Source organism: Flavobacterium gilvum (assembly GCF_001761465.1).
Lineage (GTDB): Bacteria > Bacteroidota > Bacteroidia > Flavobacteriales > Flavobacteriaceae > Flavobacterium > Flavobacterium gilvum.
The window spans coordinates 3,100,890-3,122,988 of record NZ_CP017479.1 but is presented as its reverse complement, the minus strand read 5'-3'; the positions used below and the strand labels follow the sequence as shown (position 1 = coordinate 3,122,988).

The 22,099-nt window shown below is 33.5% G+C and carries 16 protein-coding genes; 7 read left to right on the top strand and 9 right to left on the bottom strand.

The window, feature by feature from the left end; translation table 11 throughout:
• Positions 1-44: 44 nt before the first annotated feature.
• Entirely contained in the window at positions 45-542 is a 498-nt protein-coding gene (locus EM308_RS12885) for a GNAT family N-acetyltransferase (protein WP_035636264.1), read from the bottom strand.
• Between the two features lie 148 nt (positions 543-690).
• Between EM308_RS12885 and menD the strand changes: the two genes are divergently transcribed.
• The 3 genes from menD (at position 691) to EM308_RS12870 (ending at position 3,407) form a co-directional block, all read left to right on the top strand.
• Positions 691-2,352, top strand: coding sequence for a 2-succinyl-5-enolpyruvyl-6-hydroxy-3-cyclohexene-1-carboxylic-acid synthase (menD, locus tag EM308_RS12880; protein WP_035636201.1), 1,662 nt, complete (start codon positions 691-693; stop codon positions 2,350-2,352).
• Between the two features lie 344 nt (positions 2,353-2,696).
• Positions 2,697-3,014, top strand: coding sequence for a roadblock/LC7 domain-containing protein (locus EM308_RS12875; RefSeq protein WP_035636204.1), 318 nt, complete (start codon positions 2,697-2,699; stop codon positions 3,012-3,014).
• Between the two features lie 18 nt (positions 3,015-3,032).
• Positions 3,033-3,407 (top strand): hypothetical protein, encoded by a 375-nt coding sequence (locus EM308_RS12870; RefSeq protein WP_035636207.1) that lies wholly within the window; start codon positions 3,033-3,035, stop codon positions 3,405-3,407.
• A 619-nt stretch (positions 3,408-4,026) separates the two neighbouring features.
• Here EM308_RS12870 and EM308_RS12865 read toward each other — a convergent pair.
• Positions 4,027-5,268 carry an MFS transporter gene (locus tag EM308_RS12865; protein WP_035636211.1) on the bottom strand — a complete coding sequence of 414 codons (1,242 nt, stop codon included), beginning with the start codon at positions 5,266-5,268 and terminating at the stop codon, positions 4,027-4,029.
• 640 nt (positions 5,269-5,908) lie between these two features.
• Here EM308_RS12865 and EM308_RS12860 point away from each other — a divergent pair.
• Together EM308_RS12860 and EM308_RS12855 are read left to right on the top strand one after the other, a co-directional pair.
• Complete coding sequence (locus tag EM308_RS12860; protein WP_035636214.1) at positions 5,909-6,250, top strand: DUF2853 family protein; 342 nt, start codon at positions 5,909-5,911, stop codon at positions 6,248-6,250.
• 136 nt (positions 6,251-6,386) lie between these two features.
• Positions 6,387-7,241, top strand: coding sequence for a CvfB family protein (locus tag EM308_RS12855; protein WP_035636218.1), 855 nt, complete (start codon positions 6,387-6,389; stop codon positions 7,239-7,241).
• A 700-nt stretch (positions 7,242-7,941) separates the two neighbouring features.
• Here the strand turns inward: EM308_RS12855 and EM308_RS12850 are convergent.
• The 4 genes from EM308_RS12850 to EM308_RS12835 all read right to left on the bottom strand — a co-directional run bounded on the left by EM308_RS12850 (position 7,942) and on the right by EM308_RS12835 (position 12,237).
• Complete coding sequence (locus EM308_RS12850) at positions 7,942-8,793, bottom strand: DUF3943 domain-containing protein (protein WP_051877734.1); 852 nt, start codon at positions 8,791-8,793, stop codon at positions 7,942-7,944.
• 289 nt (positions 8,794-9,082) lie between these two features.
• Positions 9,083-9,847, bottom strand: a complete 765-nt coding sequence (locus EM308_RS12845) for an SDR family NAD(P)-dependent oxidoreductase (protein WP_035636221.1) — start codon at positions 9,845-9,847, stop codon at positions 9,083-9,085.
• Between the two features lie 11 nt (positions 9,848-9,858).
• A complete protein-coding gene (gene fucP / locus EM308_RS12840) occupies positions 9,859-11,175 on the bottom strand; it encodes an L-fucose:H+ symporter permease (protein ID WP_081907245.1) in 1,317 nt (438 codons plus the stop codon).
• Between the two features lie 195 nt (positions 11,176-11,370).
• Positions 11,371-12,237: an AraC family transcriptional regulator gene (locus EM308_RS12835; RefSeq protein ID WP_035636224.1), complete on the bottom strand. Its 867-nt coding sequence runs from the start codon at positions 12,235-12,237 to the stop codon at positions 11,371-11,373.
• Positions 12,238-12,511: 274 nt separating this feature from the next.
• On the opposite strand from EM308_RS12835, the gene EM308_RS12830 reads away from it, so the two are divergent.
• The gene (locus tag EM308_RS12830) at positions 12,512-14,707 is read left to right on the top strand and encodes a glycosyl hydrolase family 95 catalytic domain-containing protein (protein WP_070261853.1); all 2,196 of its coding nucleotides are present in this window, start codon (positions 12,512-12,514) and stop codon (positions 14,705-14,707) included.
• Between the two features lie 16 nt (positions 14,708-14,723).
• Positions 14,724-17,033: a glycoside hydrolase family 20 protein gene (locus EM308_RS12825; RefSeq protein WP_035636227.1), complete on the top strand. Its 2,310-nt coding sequence runs from the start codon at positions 14,724-14,726 to the stop codon at positions 17,031-17,033.
• A 205-nt stretch (positions 17,034-17,238) separates the two neighbouring features.
• Here EM308_RS12825 and EM308_RS12820 read toward each other — a convergent pair whose 3' ends face one another.
• The 3 genes from EM308_RS12820 to EM308_RS12810 form a co-directional block, all read right to left on the bottom strand.
• Positions 17,239-18,285 carry a sialidase family protein gene (locus tag EM308_RS12820; RefSeq protein ID WP_035636232.1) on the bottom strand — a complete coding sequence of 349 codons (1,047 nt, stop codon included), beginning with the start codon at positions 18,283-18,285 and terminating at the stop codon, positions 17,239-17,241.
• Between the two features lie 129 nt (positions 18,286-18,414).
• Entirely contained in the window at positions 18,415-20,532 is a 2,118-nt protein-coding gene (locus EM308_RS12815) for an alpha-L-fucosidase (protein ID WP_035636235.1), read from the bottom strand.
• A gap of 78 nt (positions 20,533-20,610) precedes the next feature.
• Entirely contained in the window at positions 20,611-22,059 is a 1,449-nt protein-coding gene (locus tag EM308_RS12810; RefSeq protein WP_035636239.1) for an alpha-L-fucosidase, read from the bottom strand.
• Between the last annotated feature and the right edge of the window lie 40 nt (positions 22,060-22,099).

The window sequence follows — 22,099 nt, the reverse complement described above, 5'->3', positions numbered from 1 at the left end:
TTAATAAAAGACCAAATAGGTTTCTAAGAAATCTGTAGCAAATTTTATTCCAAAATTAATTGCATAAAAACCGAATGCAGCCAACGGTCAAATTTATAGGCTGAATCCTTGATGATTCCAACGGTTTTGAATCCAAATTTTTCATGAAAATCAATACTGCTTTGATTTTCTTGATCGATTACAGCAATCATGGTGTGGAGATTTTGTTTTTTTGCTAGTTGAATTAATTCTTCCAGCAACAATTTCCCGATTCCATTTCCGTGGTATTCATTAGCTACATATACGGAATGTTCTACAGTATATTTATAGGCTTCCCTAAACCGGAATTCGCCATACATCCCAAAACCAACAACTTTGCCATTTGTTTCGGCAACTATTACAGGAAAATTCTTTTTGATTTTATCTTCCAATAAAGCTTTTTGCTGTTCGTAACTCCGAATGTTGTAATCGTATATGGCTGTGGAATTTAGAATGTTATAATTAATAATATTCAATATCGCTTGCGTATCCTGAGTTTGGTATGGTCTTAAACTAATTTCCATGTTTGATTTATTTGTAGTCCAAAAGTATGAAAAATAGACTAAAATAGGCGAAAATGGATTGCCAACTTCGTACATTTGCATAACTGCTTTTAGGAGTTTTTTTGGCATAAAATTTGCCTCTCTTTTTTCAACTATTTAAATATTCTAAATGATTTATCCAAAAATACCTTTAGCACAAAGCCTGCTTCAGATTTTTTTAGCCAAAGGAATAACAAACATTATTATATCACCTGGTTCAAGAAACGCTCCACTTACAATTGGTTTTGCCAGTAATCCCGCTTTCCAGTGTTACAGTATTGCAGATGAACGTTCCGCTGCTTTTTTTGCTTTGGGAATTGCTCAGCAAACTCGTAAACCGACAGTTGTGGTTTGTACTTCGGGTTCAGCTTTATTGAATTATTATCCTGCTTTTTCCGAAGCTTTTTATAGTCAGATTCCGCTGATTGTGGTTTCTGCAGACAGACCGCAAAACAAGATTGATATTGGAGACGGACAAACCATTCGTCAGGTAAATGTGTTTGCCAATCACTCCTTGTACAATGCCAATTTACTAGAAGCTGCCTCCGAAGAAAATGACCGTAAAATAAACGAGGCCATCAACACAGCAATTGCCAAAAAAGGTCCAGTGCATATCAACGCTCCATTTGAAGAGCCTTTGTATGAAACGGTCTCAGAGTTGAGTGTTAATAGTACTATTATCGCTTCCGCAAAAGTAAACCGAACGGTAGATAACAAAGATTTACAGGATTCAGCGTCTATTTGGAACAAAGCTGACCGAAAGCTGATATTAATTGGAGTAAACGAACCTAATTCGATTACAGAAGAAGTTATTAAGGCTTTCGCCAAAGACGAATCGGTTGTGGTGATGACCGAAAACACTTCGAATGTGTGTCACGAAAGTTTTATCAGCAATATTGACACCATTATTACACCTTTTACGGATGAAGATTTTAAGAAATTTCGTCCCGAAATTCTCGTTACTTTTGGCGGAATGGTAGTTTCCAAACGTATTAAAGCTTATTTCAGAAAATACAAACCGGATCATCATTGGCATATCGATACCATAAGAGCCTATGATACTTTTGGTTGTTTGTCAGAACATTTTGAAGTTGAACCAAATACTTTTTTTGAGGAATTTTTGCCACTTACTTCAAAAGTAGAAAGTGATTATTTTTCTCAACTGAACGCTATTAAAGAATTACGTAAAGAAAAGCACAATAACTATTTGGCTAAAATACCTTTTACAGATTTTAAAGTTTTTGAAAAAGTGATTGGAAGCATTCCAAAAAATAGTCAATTGCAGATAAGCAACAGTTCGGCTATTCGTTATGCGCAATTAATTCCAATAGATTCATCTATTGAAGTGTATTGTAACAGAGGAACCAGCGGGATTGATGGCAGTACATCAACAGCTATTGGTGCGGCTGTTGCCAATTTTAAACCGACAGTTTTTATAACCGGAGATATAGGTTTTTTGTATGACAGTAATGCGCTTTGGAATAATTATATCCCGAAAAATTTCAAAATTATTTTGATTAATAACGGTGGAGGTGGGATATTTAGAATTTTGCCAGGACATTCGGAAACTCCAGTTTTTAATACTTTTTTTGAAACATCTCATAAATTGACAGCAGAACATTTGTCAAAAATGTTTGGATTGGATTATTTTACAGCCAATGATGAATTGAGTTTGTCCAAAGGATTGGATTTGTTGTATTCTCAAAACACAAAACCTGCTATTCTGGAAATTTTTACTCCAACAGAAGAAAATAATACGGTCTTGCTACAATATTTCAAGGAATTAATCTGATTTAATTCTTAAAAAAACTAGGTTTTTGTTATATTTCTAAAACAAAAATCTAGTTTTTTTTTGTAAGTATTTGGTAGTAAGAAAGTTACTTGTTTAAAAGTTTAGAAAAGAAACCTTTTGACTTTGTTTTTTCATTATTATCAGATATTACTACTTCTTTTTGAATATTTGAGATTCTAAGCTTTCTAAAGTCTTCTAATTTTTTATTTAATGTAGATTTTAACAGTTTCGTCTTCCTTGTGTCTTTCATATGTATAAATTTTTTAAAAAAAGTTTTTATTTTAAGACAAAAATACTTTTTTTTGTAAATGATAGATGTATTTTTGCTGGAAAAAAATAGTTAAATGAATTTAGGAAAATTAGAAAAAACAGGTTTAGAAACTGCTTTGCTTTTTGATAAAAATGGAGAAGTTATTGATTCTCTAAAAATAGAATACCCAATAAATATTGCCGCAATGTCCAATGTTATTTTTACCATGTGTAAAGAAATGTTGGAGGATATGAAATTTAACGATTTAAAACAATTAATATTAAAAACAGATACTGGATTAGTAATCGGAAATAAATTTGAAGATAATTTGTTTTTGATTACAACCACAAATGATATTTCTAAATTAGGCTTACTTCTTAAAGTAATAGATAATTTGGCCCCCAAATCTTAACCAATAATTATATATACTATGTCAGATTTTTTAAAAGAGTTCGGAGAGAACTTAAAAACTAACCTACCAGGTTTCATTGCAGTTGCCGTTGCAGAAATTAAAAGCGGAATTTCTTATTATTCGTTATCAGTTGTGGATTCTTTTGATCCCGAATTGGCTTCTGCGTTTAATTTAGAAGTAGTTAAACAAAAAATGAACGTTATTGCCTCTTTGGGATTAAAAGAGAAAATAGATGACGTTATTTTTACGCTTACTAATCAAATTCACATTGTTGATGTTTCTGATAACGGAGAATACTTGATTTATCTAGCTGTAGATTCTACAAAAGGAAATATTGGTATGACTAAAGCTATGCTTAGCCGTTACAAAAAAGACATCGAGTCTAAAATTTAATTTTTTTTTATGTAGCACAATTACATTTGTAAAAGAATTTTATTAAAAACAAATTACCCCATTTTCTTTTTATCATTATTTGGTAATTAGATGTTTTAATTCAGAGAATTTTAAATTCTCTATTAAGAAAAGGCCTTAAGCATTTATGTTTTAAGGCTTTTTTTGTGCTTTTTTGTCAAATAATTTGCGGTATGGGAAAGTAAGCTATTTTAAAAATTGTGATCTGGAAAAGCCATTTTTGAATTAAGATAACGAGTTGGGTGTAATTTTTTTTTTTTTTTTTTTTACCTCATAGAGACATATATAGTAGTCTATGAGAAATATAGAGCTATTTCTATTTGTTTTTTTGCAGATTAGCTATAAAATATATGTGTGGTTCATTTTTTATTTAAATAGAATTACAAAGGAGTTAAGATAATTTATTTGAAAAAATGAACTTCTCATTAGGATAATTGATTGCTTTTCGAAATGGTAATATTTTGATAAAATTGGACAATTTATATGATTCAGAATTGGTTTAATTAGGACAATAAAAAAAGGATAGTTTTTGCTATCCTTTATAATATTTATCATCAAATTTATTTATTATGAAGTAATTTGATTGGGTATGGAATCTTTTTTATGAAAAAAGTGACTCTTTAATTTTGAGTTCAATGTTTTGTCTTTCTTTCTTTAGGATTATTGATAAGCAATAACATAGTATTAATGCTATTGTACCGAGTGTTCCCATAAACAACCAGTTTGCTCGATAAGAGAAAGTTTCGATAATTGCCATACTTGTTTTTGCACTTAGAATATGGGCAAAACTGTAGCTCATTGTGAATATAGCTATGTATCTCCCTTTGAGATTCATGTGTACTCTGCTCATGGCAAACGAATTTGCAAAAGGTAAAGTAAGCATAATTCCAATTGACATGAAACATATCATAAGGATTATAACACCACTCCAATTGTCAATAAGTAATAATAATAGGCTTATTGACATAGAAAGGATTCCCAAAGAAATTACTTTGATCCTGTCTATATTTCTTTCTTCTACAAATCTCACGATTGGAAGTTCAAAAAGTATTGTTATCAAACCGCTAAAACTCAGTATTAAACCTGTTTCAAATTCTGTGAAATTAAATTGTTGCTTGTAGTATAAAGGCAATGTTGTGAACATTTGAAAAAACAGTATTCCTGTTATCATTGTAATGATTAAATGCAGTATAAAAGGCCTGTCTCCAAAAATGACTTTATTTGCTTTGGTTTCGCTTTTTACTTTTTTGACTTTAAAAGGTAATTTCTTTTCTTTTATTAGTAGAATAAAAATTAAAATAGCAAGAATACAGGTTGAGCCATCAATCCAAAATAAGCCGTTATAGCCAATGTTCATAATAATCAATCCCCCCAAAACAGGGCCAATTAAAAATCCCATGTTTATAGCCATTCTGGTTAATGTTAATGCTCGGGTTCTTGTTTCTTTGTTTCCATAGGTGTCTAATGCTAATAACATCGCTGGTCGATACATATCAGCAACCGATGTCAAAATTAAGATTCCGACACATAGGCTTTCGAATGAAGTTAAATATTGTAGGATGATAAAAATTACTCCACTTGTAAATAAACTGAAAACCATTACTTTATAAAATCCTATTTTGTCTGAAAGTTTGCCGCTTAGCCAGGATCCTATTATGGAGCCAACTCCAAAGAAAAACATTATCCATCCGATTTGATTATATGAAAAAGATAAATTTTCTTTCATGTATTTGGAAAGGAATGGAATTACCATTGTTCCGGCGCGGTTTAGAAAAGTAATAAAAGTTATAATCCATATTTCTTTGCTAAAGCCTTTAAAGTTGTCTGAGTAGTTTTTTATCATTTTTGTAGGTTGAGGGGGTTAATAATGCTTGTATTATTTAATACATTTTAATCAATGGTAAATTAAGAGTGTTTTTTAAAAGTTAATAATTGTTGATTTTCAGTGTTTTATGGGGCTTTTGTCAAATTGATTTTTTTGGTAAAATTTTAGAACAATAAAATAAAATTTCATCTAAAAAAAAAGTTTTTTGGGACAAATGATTTAACAATGTCATTCGGGCAAAAATTCTTTATCCAACTATCTAAAAAAATGGACTATTTTATTATTATGATGGATTATATTATTATTCGTAATGCATTTTTTAGTTTTTAGATGTTTTTTTGTGTAAACTATTATTGGAAACTTATAAAATTTAATTTTTCTAGAAAAGATTTTCCAATGTTATTTTAGACTCCAAGAAGCAAAATTTTGAACCATTTACTTGGAGTCTTAGTAACGAAAACAGAATTTAACTTAATGGCATGATGTTAATATGACTTCGAGGTAAAGGCTATTACAAGTTTTTATAAATAAAAAAAGGTCAATTTGTATTAAAAAAAAATCATTAAAAATTAATGTATAAAAATCGCACATGTTGATAATAAATTACTAAATTTGAAGTAGTTACGAAATTAAATATGTAAACTTAAAATATATTTTTATGAGTGCAAAAGATGTATTAATAGTGAAATACGCAGCCGATTTGAAAGAAAAATGCGGTATTACTGCTGATATGGATTTATTGACAAAAGTGACCATTGGATGCGGGCCATCAATATATAATCCGGATTCTTCGATCATAGCAGGAACTCAGCAGTCTGAAATAGCAACGGTGAAAAATAATTTTTTGATAAAAAAATTAGGTTTAAAAGACGGACCAGAGCTGTTAAAAGGAATCGAAGCTGTTTTGGAAAAATACGGACAATCAAATAAAAACAAGTACAGAGCGGTGGTTTATTATTTACTGGCGCTACATTTTGGAAGGGAAAGTGTTTTCGGTTAAGTTAATTTTAAGTCATTTTGGAAGCGCCTTTTTCAGGCGCTTTTTTTATTGGAAATGTTTTATAAATCCCATTTTCAAAGTTTGTACCTTTGCGCCTTAAACTTAGTTGGAATTTCAACTTAGAATCTGAATTAAAATGATTGAAATAGGAAAATACAATACGCTGACTATATTGCGTGATACCAAAGTGGGTTTGTTTTTGGGAGACCCAGAAAATGACCCAGAAGGAAAACACGATATATTGTTGCCAAATAAATATGTACCAAATGAATTTGAAATAGGAGAGGAGTTGGTGGTTTTTGTGTATCTGGATCACGAAGAACGCCCGATAGCAACAACTTTGGAACCATATATTTTATTGAATGAATTCGCTCTGTTGCGAGTGAATTATATTAATCAAATTGGCGCTTTCATGGACTGGGGCATGGAGAAGGATATTTTGGTTCCGTTCAAAGAGCAGGCGCGCCCAATGGAAAAAGGCAAACGTTATTTGGTTTATCTTTATATGGATAATAAAACCAATAGATTGGTTGCCTCCAGTAAATTGAATCAATTTTTGAAAAATGACCATCTTACCATAGAAAATGGAGAAGAAGTTGATCTTATAGTTTCCCATATTACTGAATTGGGTATTAATGTAATCATTAATGAACAACATAAAGGATTGCTGTATAAAGATGAAGTTTATGATGATTCGATTCGTACAGGTGACCGTTTGAGAGGGTATATCAAAAACATTAGGCCTGATAATAAGATTGATGTTGCGTTGCAGGTTCAGGGATATCAAAGTATTGAACCAAATGCTGAGAAAATTTTGGACGAATTAAGAGCCAGCAGAGGGTTTTTGCGCCTAAATGATAATTCACATCCCGAAGACATTAAAACGGTTTTGAAAATGAGCAAGAAAACCTTCAAGAAAGCCATCGGAGCTTTGTATAAGGAAAAATTGATTGAGATTAAGGAAGACGGAATTTATTTGGTTAAGGAATAAAAAAAAAAGGCTAGTCATTTTGATTAGCCTTTTTCTTTTATTTTTGTTTGTACCCTATAGATATAAACAAAAATAAAATTTTGTCTAGCATTTTCAAAAGTATATTTAAGCTCTTTATTATACTGTTAATTTTCAAGCGTAAAACTTACTTCCTTCAATGGATTGTCTATAAATCAAAACCTTTACTTCTAATACCAAAATCTAAATTTCGCAATAAAACCACTGGTTGACTATACATTTAAAGTTTATTTTCCTTACTCTTCTATAACAATTCGTCTTGTTATCTATTGAAGTTATTCGGATTGTAAATCTTTTACTTAACCTTTAGGTGCTACAATTTATTAATTAATATCTTGGCAAATGTTTCATTTATTTGCTTCTGTTTCGATATGGTTTTTGAAAAAATTATACAATTTAAAACCATGAAAACAGAAACGACAATAATTTCAAATTCACTCAAAAAAATCATTTTTTAAGTTTGTAAATCAGTGAACAACTCTATGCTAATCTGAATTAATAACTAACGTTGATTTTTACTATAGATTAACGATTAGCATGAGATAAAATTAATAATTATTTTTTCTCATGAATGTTAAAATTACTTTTTTTTTTCAAATTTTAACGCTTTTATCAGATTAAAATTTTTATTGAAAGTAATTGTGTAATAAAATGATTGTCAGTGTGTTGAAAATCTTATTTCTTAAAACTGAATATTAAGGTTGACTCCCCAAATAGCCTTGTTAGCCACTTTGTCAAAGCCCACAGGAGCCAGTCCTAATTGTGTTTGAGTTCTGTCTTTGTACCCAAAACTATCCAACAGCGTATTAAAAGGATCCATTAAAAATAATGAGGTGTATCCCAGGAATCGAGATTTTAATACTCTCTTGTCGTGTTTTAGAATGCTTTTTTTAGCATAAAAAAATCCTTCGCCCACAACAGATCCAAGAACAGGAGTTATAATAAGATCTTGTTTGGATGGAATTTCGGCAAAAGCTTCGATTCCGTATTCCCAAAAACAAGTTGACATTAATGCTGAATATAAAAAAGATTCGTACCAAGTAAAACCACTACTACGGGCTGTCATATAATAAACTCCTCCAGAATATGGATGTGTAATCCAGTTTAAAACCCAATCATCATTATCCCAAACGGGTCCCGCTTTTACATTCTGTTTCCATTTATATGCAATTCCGTTTTCTTTCATTGCTTCTTTGTCCCAATTGGTTACGCTTTCGGGCATGGCATAAAGTATTCCAAATGAAATAACAGCAGCTCCCAAATACATTGCTGAATCGTAGCCTAATCTTCTGAAATCTCTTTTGCTTGGAGGATAGGTTATTGTGTTTTGCTGTACCGTTGTGCTATCTGTTAACGAAAGCAAGTTATAAGGATTGCTGCTTTCTGGAGTATCAGAATAGGCAAGTGTGTTTTCTGAAAAAGAGGGTTGATGTAAACTTTGATAATTTATTGTCGGCTCTGTATATTGTGCAAAAACGCTGCTGCAGGACAATGAAATTAAAATGGTGTATAAAATAGTTTTGAGAGGGTTCATTTTTAGATTTAATACAGTTAGAAGATTTTCGGATAGATAGGACTTAAAATATGAATAGTATTTTGTTTTAAACGGTTATTTTTTTTCGGGGATAAGTCTCATTTTTAAACGGCGCAAATATAATTAATTAAATAAGAAGTAGGTAGTGTATTTTTATATCTTATGAGAAATTAAATAGATAAGGGGAAATCATAAAAAAAAACTCAAACAATCCCAAAAGACTGTTTGAGTTTAATATCTAACTCGTAAATGGTATTTTTATTGTTTGAACTCCAATTAAAAATATTTTCTAGTTGTTTAATTTTATAAATCCACCATCAATTGGATAATCACAACCGGTAATAAATCCGGCTTCATCACTGCACAGGAATAATGCCAAAGCTGCTACTTCTTCAGGTTTAGCCATACGTCCGATAGGTTGAGATTTTGAAAGTTTTTCAAACATTTCTGCTTGATTGTCAGGATAGTTTTTTGAAATAAAACCGTCTACGAAAGGAGTGTGTACCCTTGCTGGAGAAATAGAATTGCAACGAATGTTTTCGTTTATATAGTCCTTGGCTACAGACAATGTCATAGACATTACGGCACCTTTCGCAGTAGAATAAGCAAAACGGTCTGGAATTCCTACCCATGAAGCTATCGAAGCCATGTTTAGGATAACTCCACTACCAGCATTTCTAAGTTGTGGCACTGCAGCAAACAGACAATTGTAAACACCTTTAACATTTACACTCATAATACGGTCAAAATCAGCTTCGGGAGTGGTGTCTACTTTGCCCACGTGTGCAATACCGGCATTATTAACCAAAATATTAAAGGCACCAATCTTCTCGAATGTAGCGGTTACTTCTTGCTGATTGGATACATTGCAGGCGTGCGACACTACTTTTCCGCCCAAAGCATTTATTTCATCCACAGCAGATTGTGCGCTTTCCTGCGTTAGTTCAACAATATGTACTTCGGCTCCTTGCTTGGCGAATAAAAGAGAAATAGCTTTTCCTATTCCGCTACCACCTCCAGTAATTACAGCTTTTTTATTTTTTAATGAAAACATGATTTTATTTTTTAAATATTTAAAGGGATTTCTGCTTGATTGGTTTTATGCCCATTGAAAGCAAATAACAGTATAACCGAAAAGCAAACCAATGGTACAACATAACCATTTTGAATGTTTCCAGTGGCATCAGAAATTAATCCTAAAACCGGTGGCAACAATGCACCTCCTACAATTGACATTACAATTAATGATGAACCAATTTTGGTATTGTGACCAAGTCCGTCTATTCCCATCGAGAAAATTGTAGGGAACATAATACTCATGAAAAAGGCTATTGCAATAAGCGTGTAAACCACAACCATTCCCGTTCCTACGATTGCTAAAATTGATAATAAAATGCTGATTATTGCGTATATAATCAATAATTTTCGTGGTTGAATGTATTGCATGAAGAAGGTTCCTGCAAATCTTCCCAACATGAATGTCAAACCAAAAGCACCTAAGAATTTGGCAGCAGTATCTTCATCAAGACCAGCTGAAGTAGTAGCCATTTTTATAAAAAAACTAGCCACACAAACTTGTGCTCCCACATAAAAGAATTGTGCCAAAATTCCCCATCTTAATCGCATAGATTTTAAAGCACCAGCAAAACTTCCACCAGCATTTCCTTCTGCATCTTCATGATCTTCGTCTTTTACATCAGGCATATTAGTGAAATAAAATATCACTGCAACAGCCAAAATTATTAGCCCCAAAATCAAATAAGGCATTTTTACACTGGCAGCTTCTTCCAGAATATGGGCATGCATTTCTGTAGGATTCATGGCGTCCAATTGTTCTTTACTTATGCTTTTCCCTGATAAAATCATTGGACCGATATAAGCAGGAGCAACATAAGCAGCCAATCCGTTGAAGGATTGTGAAAAGTTTAATCTTTTGGTTGCTGTTTCTGAAGGTCCTAATATTGTAACGTAAGGATTGGCGGCTGTTTCCAAAAAGGTAAGTCCGCAAGCAATTACAAACAAAGCTCCCAGGAAGAAAATATATTGTAATGAATTAGCTGCCGGAACAAAAAGTAGACAACCTATTCCAAAAAGTAATAATCCTAAAATAATTCCCGACTTGTATCCGTATTTTCTCATGATGTAACCCGCCGGAAGTGCCATAACAAAATAGGCAATAAAGACCGAAGAATCAATTAAAGAAGATTGTAGATCGCTAAGATTAAATGCTTTTCTTAAATGCGGAATAAGTATTGGATCTAGATTGTGTACAAATCCCCAGAAAAAAAACAAACTGGTTACTAATATAAAAGGGAATAACCATTTTTTATTATCGTTTGATCCATTGCTGTTCTGCTTAACTGATTGTGGTGCTATTGCCATGCAAAAATTGTTAAAATTAATATTATTTTAGATTTCGAAAGATATAATACCTCAGGCAGGTATGCTAATCAAAAATTATCCTAGTTTAGTCGTTAATTATCCTTTCAAAGGGCAAACCAAAAATTAGTGAATAATCGTTATTTTTTTTAACAGTTATTTAGCTGCCAAAAGAATCTATCAATTAAATGTCGAAAATTAATTTTCGGTTTTTTTTCGGTATTCTTTTGGTGTGGTTCCCGTTAGTTTTTTGAAAAGTTTATTGAAATTCGATGCTGTTTTATAACCACATTCATAAGCTATTTCAGACATTCCCATGTCAGTTTCAATAAGGAATTTACAGGCGTTAGAAACCCTTATTTCGTTGAGATATTCAACAAAATGTTTTTGGGTTTTTGCTTTGAACATTCGACAAAATGATGTTGGGGTCAAATTTGCAATTTTAGCAATTTCATCAAGTGAGATATCTTGTTTGAAATTGACTTTTACATATTCGAAAACATCCGAAAGACGATCGTTTTTAGTTTGGTTATTGGCTGGAATATAGGCTTCATTATTTACAAATGAAATATCGTCACTCTCTGAGAGAATTGATAAAATTTCGAAAAGGCCAATAATGATTTCGAAGTTTTTTTTATGAACAAGCTTTTCTAATTTTTTTGCAATTATTTCGTTGGTTTTTCCTGTAATGGAAAGACCTCTCGTGGCTTGATTAAAAAGACTGCTTATTTTTTGTGTCTCTTTTAATTCATAAAAAATAGGGCCAAAAATATCTTTGTTAAAATAAACAACTATCGCCTCGGCTTTTAATGTATTAATGCCTTTATAATATATTTCATCGTTCAACCATACGTGGGGAATATCAGAACCAAGAAATACCATATCTCCCGATACAAATGGTTCTACAGAATTTCCCACAATTCTCTTTCCGTAGCTTTCTTTTATATAAACTAATTCTAGTTCTGGATGCGAATGAAATGGGGATTGAAAAAAAGGCTCTTCACGCGAAATAACAGAAATATAGCTATTTAGGTAAGATGTGATTTTTGTTTTTTCAATTTTCATTATTTTTTTTTTACAAATATAACTAATAATTAAAACGAGTTGTACTGTACAATTTTGATTTTAATGTAGTAATTCCTGCTTGTTTTTACTTTATGTTTAGAAAGATTATGTAATTTTTATACAATTGGTAATTACTGATTAATCTTTGATAAAATAAAGGTAATAAATGTTGTTTTGTCATTCTATCTTTCGAAAGAAATAAACTTTTTTAGAAAAATTTATTTGTTGCCGTAAATAATAGAAAAGATATTATAAAACGATTTAGATATAACTTATGAAAAGATTTGCCATTTGTATAAAAAAAGGATTATGTTTTGTTTTTTTATCAGGGATTACATTAATGAATAGTGCCTTGTTTGCCCAGTCGAAATCGGCAAAAGAAATTGTTGGTAAATATCAAAACGTATTTACAAAACCACCTTCAAGAATACCAAGTAATGTTTCTGTTGACGCTCCTTTGCTTGGAAATGGTTTTACTACTGTGGCTATTGCAGGCACACCCGAATTGCAAAATTATTATTTGGCAAGAAATGATTTTTGGCGATTGAAATCGGGTTACGATAACGCTTTCCCGACAGTATTGGGTAATCTCAAAATTAATATTCCAAAATTAGAAGGTGCAGCTTATAAAGTAACACAAAATCTATACAATGCAACTACAATTACTCAATTAAGTAAAGATGATTTATTTGTTGAAATTCAGTCAATTGTTGCTGAAAAGAATGATTGTATGATTATTGATATTATAAATAAAGGGAAATCAAATATAGAGGGAAAGGTATTGTTGGAAGTTTGTAAAACAAAAACGCATCAATTTCCAGATACTTTGGCTGAAGGTTCCCGTGATGGCTTGCAATGGATACAAAGAGGTTTTGTAAAAGATGTCGATATCAAAACCATAGCTGTTGCCGCTGTTAAAATATTGGGAAATCCTACCGGAACTTTTACTGTTTTGCCGGGACAAAAAGTAACTTTGGTATGTGCTTTTTCAAGCAATTTTAAATCTAACGATGGTTTAAAAACGGTTCAACAAGAAGTGAAAAAGATTTCAGAAAAAGTCATTTCAAAAATTCGTCAGGAACACGAAGCATGGTGGGATCATTTTTGGAATGAAAGTTATGTGACAATTGGGGATTCGATTATCGAAAGTCAGTATTATAAATCGCAATACAATATCGCTTCCTGCAGTCGAGACCCGAAATTTCCACCGGGAATTTTTGGTTGGGTGACCAAAGATATACCAGCGTGGAATGGAGACTATCACCTTAATTACAATTACAGTGCGCCGTTTTATGCGTTGTATTCCTCGAATCATCTTTTGCAGGCAAAGCCTTATGAAGCTCCTTTGCTTGATTTTATCCCAAGGGGAAAAGTATATTCCGAAAAGCTTACTTCGATACCCAACGGAATACTATATCCTGTTGGTATTGGACCTCTCGGAATAGAAACCGTTCGAACCAAACCTGATGATGCGCTGTTTCTTGGACAAAAAAGCAATACGGCTTATTGTGCAACAAATTTGGCGGCTATGTTTTATAGAACTTATGATAAAGAATATGCCAAAAGAGTGTATCCATTTGTAAAGGCAACGGCCATTTTTTGGCAGCATTATTTAAAGAAAGACGGGAATCGTTATATTATCGAAAACGATGCCATACATGAAGGAACTTATGGTACAGTAAATCCTATTCTTTCTTTGGGATTGGTGCCAATGGTGTTGAAAACTGCGATTGATATGAGTGTCTTGCTTGGAGTTGATGGAGATTTGCGAAGCGATTGGAAGGACAAAGCAGATCATATTTCAAAATACACTACACAAGTTCGTAACGGTAAAACCGTATTTAGATATAGTGAGAAAGGAACGGATTGGTGGAATGATAATACGCTTGGTATTCAGCAAATTTATCCGGCAGGTCAAATAGGGTTGGATAGTGATCCAAAACTCTTAGAAATTGCTCATAATACTATTGACGAAATGCATCGTTGGAAAGATTTTAACGGATCGAATAGCTTTTTTCCTGCGGCTGTCCGCATAGGTTACGATTCCGAAACTATTTTGAAAAACTTGCGCGAATACAGTTTGCATACTTATAGCAACGGTTTCCAATTGAATAATCCACATGGAATAGAAAACTGCAGCACGGTTCCTAATACAATTAATGAAATGTTGTGTATGTCTAACCAAAATGTGTTGCGAGTTTTCCCAGTTTGGCCAAAGGAAAAAGAGGCACTTTTTGCCAACATTAGAAGTGAAGGCGCTTTTTTGGTTTCTTCAGAGTTGAAAAATAAAGTAGTTGTTTATATCAAAATTCATAGTGATAAAGGTCGTGAATGTGTTTTACAAAACCCTTGGCCAGGACAAGAATTATTGATAAAAAGTAATAAAAAAGCTGATGTTACTAAAAAAGGAGATAGAGTAACCATCCCGACGGTAGAAGGTGAAGAATTGGTCATTACACCTTTAAATTAAAAGTTAAATATAAATTATGAAAAGAAATGTAGTACTGTTATTATGCTTAATCGTTTCTGGGTTATCAGGTGCACAAACTTCTGTGCATATTATTCCGCAACCGGTTAATTTAGAAATGAAATCGGGAAATTTTATCGTCGATGATAAAACGTCTATAAAAATTTCCAAAAAAGACAAAGAAACAGAAAGAGTTGTGCACTTTTTTACTGAATATGTAAAAAAAGTAACAGGCTTTGATTTGAAAGCGAATAGCAAAGGAAATAAAATCGTTTTTGGTATCGAAAAAATCGAAGGAATAGGAGAGGAAGGCTATCTGATTTCTGTGAATCCAAATGAAATTTTGGTAAAAGCCAATACTTCCAAAGGATTGTTTTACGGAATGCAGTCATTATTGCAGACTTTACCTTTTTCAAGAACCAACGATTTGGTTCAGATTCCAAGTATGGAAATAAAAGATTATCCGCGTTTTCAATGGAGAGGAATGATGCTCGATGTAAGCCGTCATTTTTTCGCCCCCGAATTGGTGAAAGAATTCATTGATTTGCTTGCAGCTTACAAAATGAATGTTTTTCATTGGCATTTGGTTGATGGAGCTGGATGGCGTCTAGAAATCAAAAAATATCCAAAACTGACTCAGCAAGCTGCTTGGCGTATTGATGATACTGCAAAACCTTGGAATTGGGCGGGGATAGAGTTTAATTCAGACAGAAGTAAATCTACTTACGGAGGCTATTACACTCAGGAACAGGCCAAAGATATTGTGGCTTACGCAAAAGAAAGAAACATTACAGTTGTTCCCGAAATTGAAATGCCGGGTCATTCAGAAGCGGCGATGGCAGCCTATCCCGAACTTTCTTGTAATTCTAAAGTTAATTTTGGGGTATCTGGAAATTTCTTTGCCAGTAAAGGCGAAAGTAATTACTGCGCGGGAAATGATCAGGCTTTTGCCTTTTTGGAGGATATACTTACTGAGGTCATGGCTATTTTTCCTTCTAAATATATTCATATTGGAGGTGATGAAGTAGATAAAACAAGTTGGAAAAATTGTGCCAAATGTCAGGCTAGAATGAAAGCAGAGCAATTGAAAGATGAAAAGGAATTGCAGAGTTATTTCATTCGCAGAATTGAAAAATTTGTTGTTTCTAAAAACCGAAAAATGATTGGTTGGGACGAAATTCTGGAAGGGGGTCTAGCTCCCGAAGCCACAGTTATGAGCTGGCAAGGTGAAGCCGGCGGAATTGAAGCCGCCAAGATGGGACACGATGTGATCATGACACCGGGTTCTCCTTGTTATTTTGACCATTATCAGGGTGATCCGGAAACAGAACCTGCTGCAATTGGCGGTTTTAATACATTGAAAAAAGTTTACAATTATGAACCTATTCCAACAGAATTAACTCAAGAAGAAGGCAAGAGAGTAATGGGCTCGCAGGCCAATTTGTGGACAGAATATATTCCAACTGCAGAACAAGCTGAATATATGATTCTTCCTCGTATGCCCGCTTTGGCTGAAGTATTATGGTCTACTAAAGAACAACGCAATTGGGAAGATTTCAACAAACGATTACAGCCTCATTTGGTTGGTTTTGATCAAAAAGGGCTTCACTATTCTAAGGGAAATTTCAAAGTAGATATTAAACCGATTGTAGAAAATGGCAAACTTTCTATTGCTTTGGAAACAGAAAATAGCGATGGTGTTATTTATTATACAACTGATGGAAGTACACCCACAACCGGAAGCATCAAATATGAAAAACCTTTTGATGTTAATTCGTTTATGACGGTAAAAGCAATTATGGTATTGAATAACAAGGTGATGAATACAAAACCGGCAGAACAATCTTTTACTTTCAATAAAGCTACAGGAAAAACGGTTGCCTATACAAATCCTAATAGTAAATATTATCCAGCCAATGGTGCCAACACATTAACAGATGGTATTAAAGGAACAAAAAACATCGGTAAACAATGGCACGCATTTAATGGAAAGGATTTGGTGGCTACAATCGATTTGGGTGCTACGACCAATGTTAGCAGTATTACGTTGGGCTGTATCCAAAATTGGGGACAATGGGTGTTCTTGCCACAATGGGTAAAGTTTGAAGTGTCAAATGACGGAATTAATTTTAAGGAAATAAAAACCGTAAACAATTCGGTTTCGGCTTCAGAAAAAGAAATGGTTATCAAAGATTTTGCCGTAAAATTTACTGAAGAAAAAGCAAAAGTTGTTCGTGTTACTGCCAAAAATTTAGGACTTTGTCCTCAAGGTCATCCTGGAGAAAATCAATCGGCTTGGTTGTTTGTGGATGAAATTACGGTGGAATAGTAAATTTTTTTTTATCAAAAGTTAATAGCTGTGATTTTAGTTTAAATCACAGCTATTTTTTTTCCTAAAATTTATTGAAAATTCTAAATGATAACATTTAGAAATATAAAATAATCCAATCTTTACTCACTCTCCTTTGGAGAGGGTTGGGGTGAGGTTAAACAAAAAAGACTATTTTATATTTCTAATTGGTATGACTTTACAGTTAATCAATTTTCACAGAAACATAATGAATGTTTTTTCTGTTGTCGGTATAGGAAATATGAATGTTTCCATCCTCGCTTTGAATTACCGCTGGATAACTATATTCTCCTTTTTCGTGGTTTTCCAAAGAGTAAATATCAGTCCAGTTTTTTCCGTCTTTAGAAATGGCTAATCTCAGTTCTGAGCGTCCCAACCACCAGTCTTTTCCAGAAACCATTGGGTTGTATGCCAAAATTTGACTGCCGCTTTTTAGCATAGCAGCATCAATTCCAGAATTGGGATTTGGGAGCGAAATAGCCGAAGGTTTCGACCAAGTCAATCCTTCATCTTTTGACCAAGTTTCTACGATTACATTTTGTCTGCTTCGGCACAGCATTTGGAGACTTCCATCAGGGTATTTCATAATTGTGGGCTGAATTAGTCCAAACTCACCATTGTCAATAGTTATTTTGTTCCATTTGGAAGCATTATTGTCACTAATTTCGAGATGAATTTTCCAAATATCATCCTTTACACTTTCAGTACTGGAAGGATGAATAATTTTGCCTGATTGGAGTTGAATTGGTTTGTTTTTAATTGGCCCCAAAATTCCATTTGGCAACTTTTTGGCTTTTCCCCACGTTTTTCCGTCGTTGTTGGAAACTTTCATTTCTCCCCACCATTCGCGAGGATTTGGTCCTACTTTATAAAATAAAAACAATTTTCCTTTTTTGTTTTTGAATAAAACTGGATTCCAACACGCAAAACGAAGCGAATCATTCTGAATTCCGTTTCCAATAGATTTAGGTTGACTCCATTTTCCATTTTCTAAAATTGAAGTCCAAATTGCAACGTCTTTTGCCCCTTCATGATCGCCTGCAAACCAAGACGCCATAATCCGATGATTGCTTAATTCGACCAAAGTCGAGGCATGACAGCTTTTGAAAGTGTTTTCGGGAAAAATAGTTGATTGAGTAATTAGTTTTACTTTTGATAAATTTTGTGCATTCACAACTGCTATTGATAAAATGAACAGTAGCATGAAACTATTTTGTTTTACAATATTCATGTTATAATTTTAGATTTTTTATGAAATCAATATGTTATAAATTTAAACTTTTGGAAGAAAAAAACAGCTTAAAAGCACTCCGATTATTTGGAATAACTTTTAAGCTGCTTTATTATAGAAAACCAAAAATTAATTTACTGTTTTCACTCCCAATTCAGCAACGCTAATATAATTTCCATCCACACTACTTTTTCCTATGAATTTAAAATATCGGGCTTTTACAGCTGTTTTTAAAACTATATTTTGTTCTACAGGATTACTTTTGATATTTGAAAATTCACCTTCGGAAACAGTTGTCCAAGTTACATTGTCTGTGCTTGTTTGCCATTCGTAGTTTTTAACAATTCCACCAGTTCCATTTTGTCGAGGTAAATACGAAAAGGAATTAATCGTGATTTCTTTGCCCATATCAATAGTGATTGATTGAGGTAAAGTCGTATTATCATTAGTATTCCAAAGTGTTCCGATGTTTTCATCAATGGCGTTTTGTGATTTTCCTCTTTCTTGATTTTCAAAAATAGCCGAAACCACTTTCCAGTCTTTTTTACTCACATTAAAAGATTGAATTACTGTTTCGCCGGATTTCATATTTGTATTAAATGATTTGGCTTTAATTATGCCCGAATTCGTAAACGAAAAACCATTTTGATAAAGCAGCGATTGAGATGTTGGTTCCTTGCCGTCAACAGTATAGCGGATTTCTTTTACTGGCATTTCGGTAGTTATTGAAACGATTCCAGTCTTGTCTCTTTTAATTTTTGGTAAAGGCAATTGCTCCGGTTCTTTAAAAACGCCAACATCACTTAGTGCGATACAAACAGGAGACTCCTCGATGCGAATTCTCAATTTTGAGGTCGTAACATAATTTTGCAAGCGTATTAATCGGTTTGCACCAATGCTTGTAGCTTCGGCAATTTTTTTCCAATTTCCATTAACAAAAGCATCAACTTCAACTTTCTCGATGCGTTGTCCAAGTTTAATGTTTTCTCTTAAACGAATAATATTAAATGTTTGTTCGTTTTTCCAATCCAGTGTCAAAGATGGTTTTTTAACATCGTCATTAGTAGCCCAATAAGAGTAACGGTCTTCATCGACTAAATTTTTTGTTCCAAATGATTTAGAATCACCTCCTCTAACATCAGAAGCCTTAATTACAGCCGATTTTGCAAGATTGTTTGCAAACAGTTGTTTTAAGTAATCACCAAAATCTTTTAATGCTTTTACGTCATTTTGATGCAGCAAACCGTCAGTATCTGGAGATATTCCTAAATCCAAACAACCACCTCTGCCAACTGATTTAGAATAAATCTCAAATAATTCTGAAACCGATTTTACGTGATTGTCGTCGGTGGTGTGATAAAACCAACCATTTCTAAGAGGTACATCACATTCAGCGGGTTTCCAGTATTTACCGTTTCGTGTTCCTTCAGGAGCTTTCTCAGATTTGGTTTCTCCTGGTGCAGCTACCTTTTTACCGTCTGTTGGTTCAGGAGTAAATGTTGCCCAAGAAGTCTCGGCGGCAAAACCGTGTTCATTTCCTACCCAACGAACATCACCGTTATCAGCAAAAATAACCGCTCCGGGCTGCAGATTTCGGGAAATTCCCCAAGTAGTATCCCAGCCATAATAGGTGGAACGATCAATATTTCTTTTTTCATTTTTCCCTCCATAATAACCATCGCCACCATTGGCACCATCAAACCAGGTAATGAATAATTTTCCGTAATTCGAATACAATTCTTTTAACTGTTCACGGTAAATGTCTACATATTGTGGTTTACCATAATTTTCATTATTTCTGTCCCAAGGCGAACAGTAAAGTCCAAATTTTATTCCCGCATTGCGCGCTGCAACTTCAAATTCTTTGACCATATCACCTTTACCATTACGGAAAGGGCTTTTGCTGATATTATAATCGGTTGTTTTGGTTGGCCACAAACAGAATCCGTCGTGATGTTTCGCTACGAGAATTACTCCTTTGAAACCTCCCGCTTTGGCAGCGTTTACAATTTGGCTTGCGTCAAATTTTGCCGGATTGAAAATTTTTGGGTCGGCGTCTCCATATCCCCATTCTTTATTTTGAAAAGTTGTTGGTGTAAAATGTACCAAAACATATTGTTCCATTTCATGCCATTGCAAATGTGGTTCTGTTGGCAAAACGCCATAAGGGGCAGGAGCATTGGCTTTTTGAGCAGCCATAGACAAAAATGCCAAACATCCAAAAATGGTTAGTAACTGTTTTTTCATTTTTTGTATTTAAATAGTTATAAAAAATAATCAGCCAATAAAGAAAATTATTGGCTGATTGTTTGTTTTTTCAAAAAATTATTTACTCACTTTAATGGCAACAGCTTCTTGACCAGCCAATGAATTTCTGAGTTCTTGAGGAATTGTGATTTGAATTCCACCATCCACTTTCTTAGAAGTCAATTTTTGTTTGTTGCTCAATAAAGTAGCTTTCAAACTGCCTTTCATGTCTGTTTTGATGGTTATTTGAGCAGGCAATTCCTTTTCGTCTTTTGCTGGCATATAAATAGCGTAAATTGCATTTCCTTTTTGCGTATAACCCACTTTTCCGTCCAAGTAGGGTGCTACAGGTTTTGTATCGTAAATAGCTTCACCATTTGCCGACAGCCATTTTCCAACGCTAGCCAAAGTTTTTTCGATTTTTGGATCAAATTCCCCTTTTGCATCAGGTCCAACTCCAAGTAAAAGATTTCCACCTTTTACTACGATATTCGTTAGTAATTGAATTACTTCTTTAGAAGATTTATAATGGTCATTTGGTACCCATCCCCAAGCTCCACCCAGAGTAATACAACTTTCCCATGGCACAGACAAAGGTTTTTCAGGTGTTTTTTGTTCGGGTGTTAAGTAGTTTTCATATTCGCTAGGAACCCAACGATCTACTACCAACATTCCTGGTTGTTTTTTACGGGCTGTTTCTGCAATCAGTTTCATGTTAATGTCCATATCATACGGATATTTGCAGAATTCTTCCACCTTTTTGTTAATGGTTGATAAAGGTCGAACCCAGCATCCGTCAAGCCAAAGAATATCAACTTTTCCGTAGTTTGTTGTCAACTCGTTCAACTGGTTTTGGGTGTATTTTACATAACTATCCCATCTTTCAGGAAATTTCTTGATGTCATAAGTGGGGTTTCTGTCTTTTGGCGGATAATAGGACCACCAAAAGTTTTCAGTTGTCCAGTCGGGTTTTGAAAAATATACTCCAACAGCCAATCCTTCTTTTCTTGATGCATCCAAAACGTCTTTTAACACATCAGCTTTTGGATTTTTAGCATAAGGTAATTCTGGGTTTGTGATTTTAAAATCAGTGTATTTTGAATCATACATACAAAACCCGTCGTGGTGTTTGGAAGTGAAAATCATATATTTTGCTCCCGCACCTTTGAACATTTTTGCCCATTTCTCTGAATTTAGATTAGTGGGGTTTAATTTGTATTTGGTATTTCGGTAGTCGGTTGCGTATTTGTAATAACTGTCATAGCCGTCTCTGGTTACCCAATCTTCTGGTGCCAATCCCCAAGATTCTACAGTTCCCAACTGGGTGTAAAGTCCCATGTGGATTAATACTCCAAATTTATAACCCTGCCATTTGTCAAGGTTCGCTTTTACCAATGGATCTTTTGTCCAAACGTAGCCTTCCTCTTCTGATTTGTCAGCTTTCATACTGAATTCGCCTTGTGCATGAAGGGAAATCGTATTAGAAAATACAAATGCCGCAAATAATAATTTAAATCTGTTTTTCATTTTTTGTCTTTTTTATTAAGTACTTGAAAACGATGGAAAC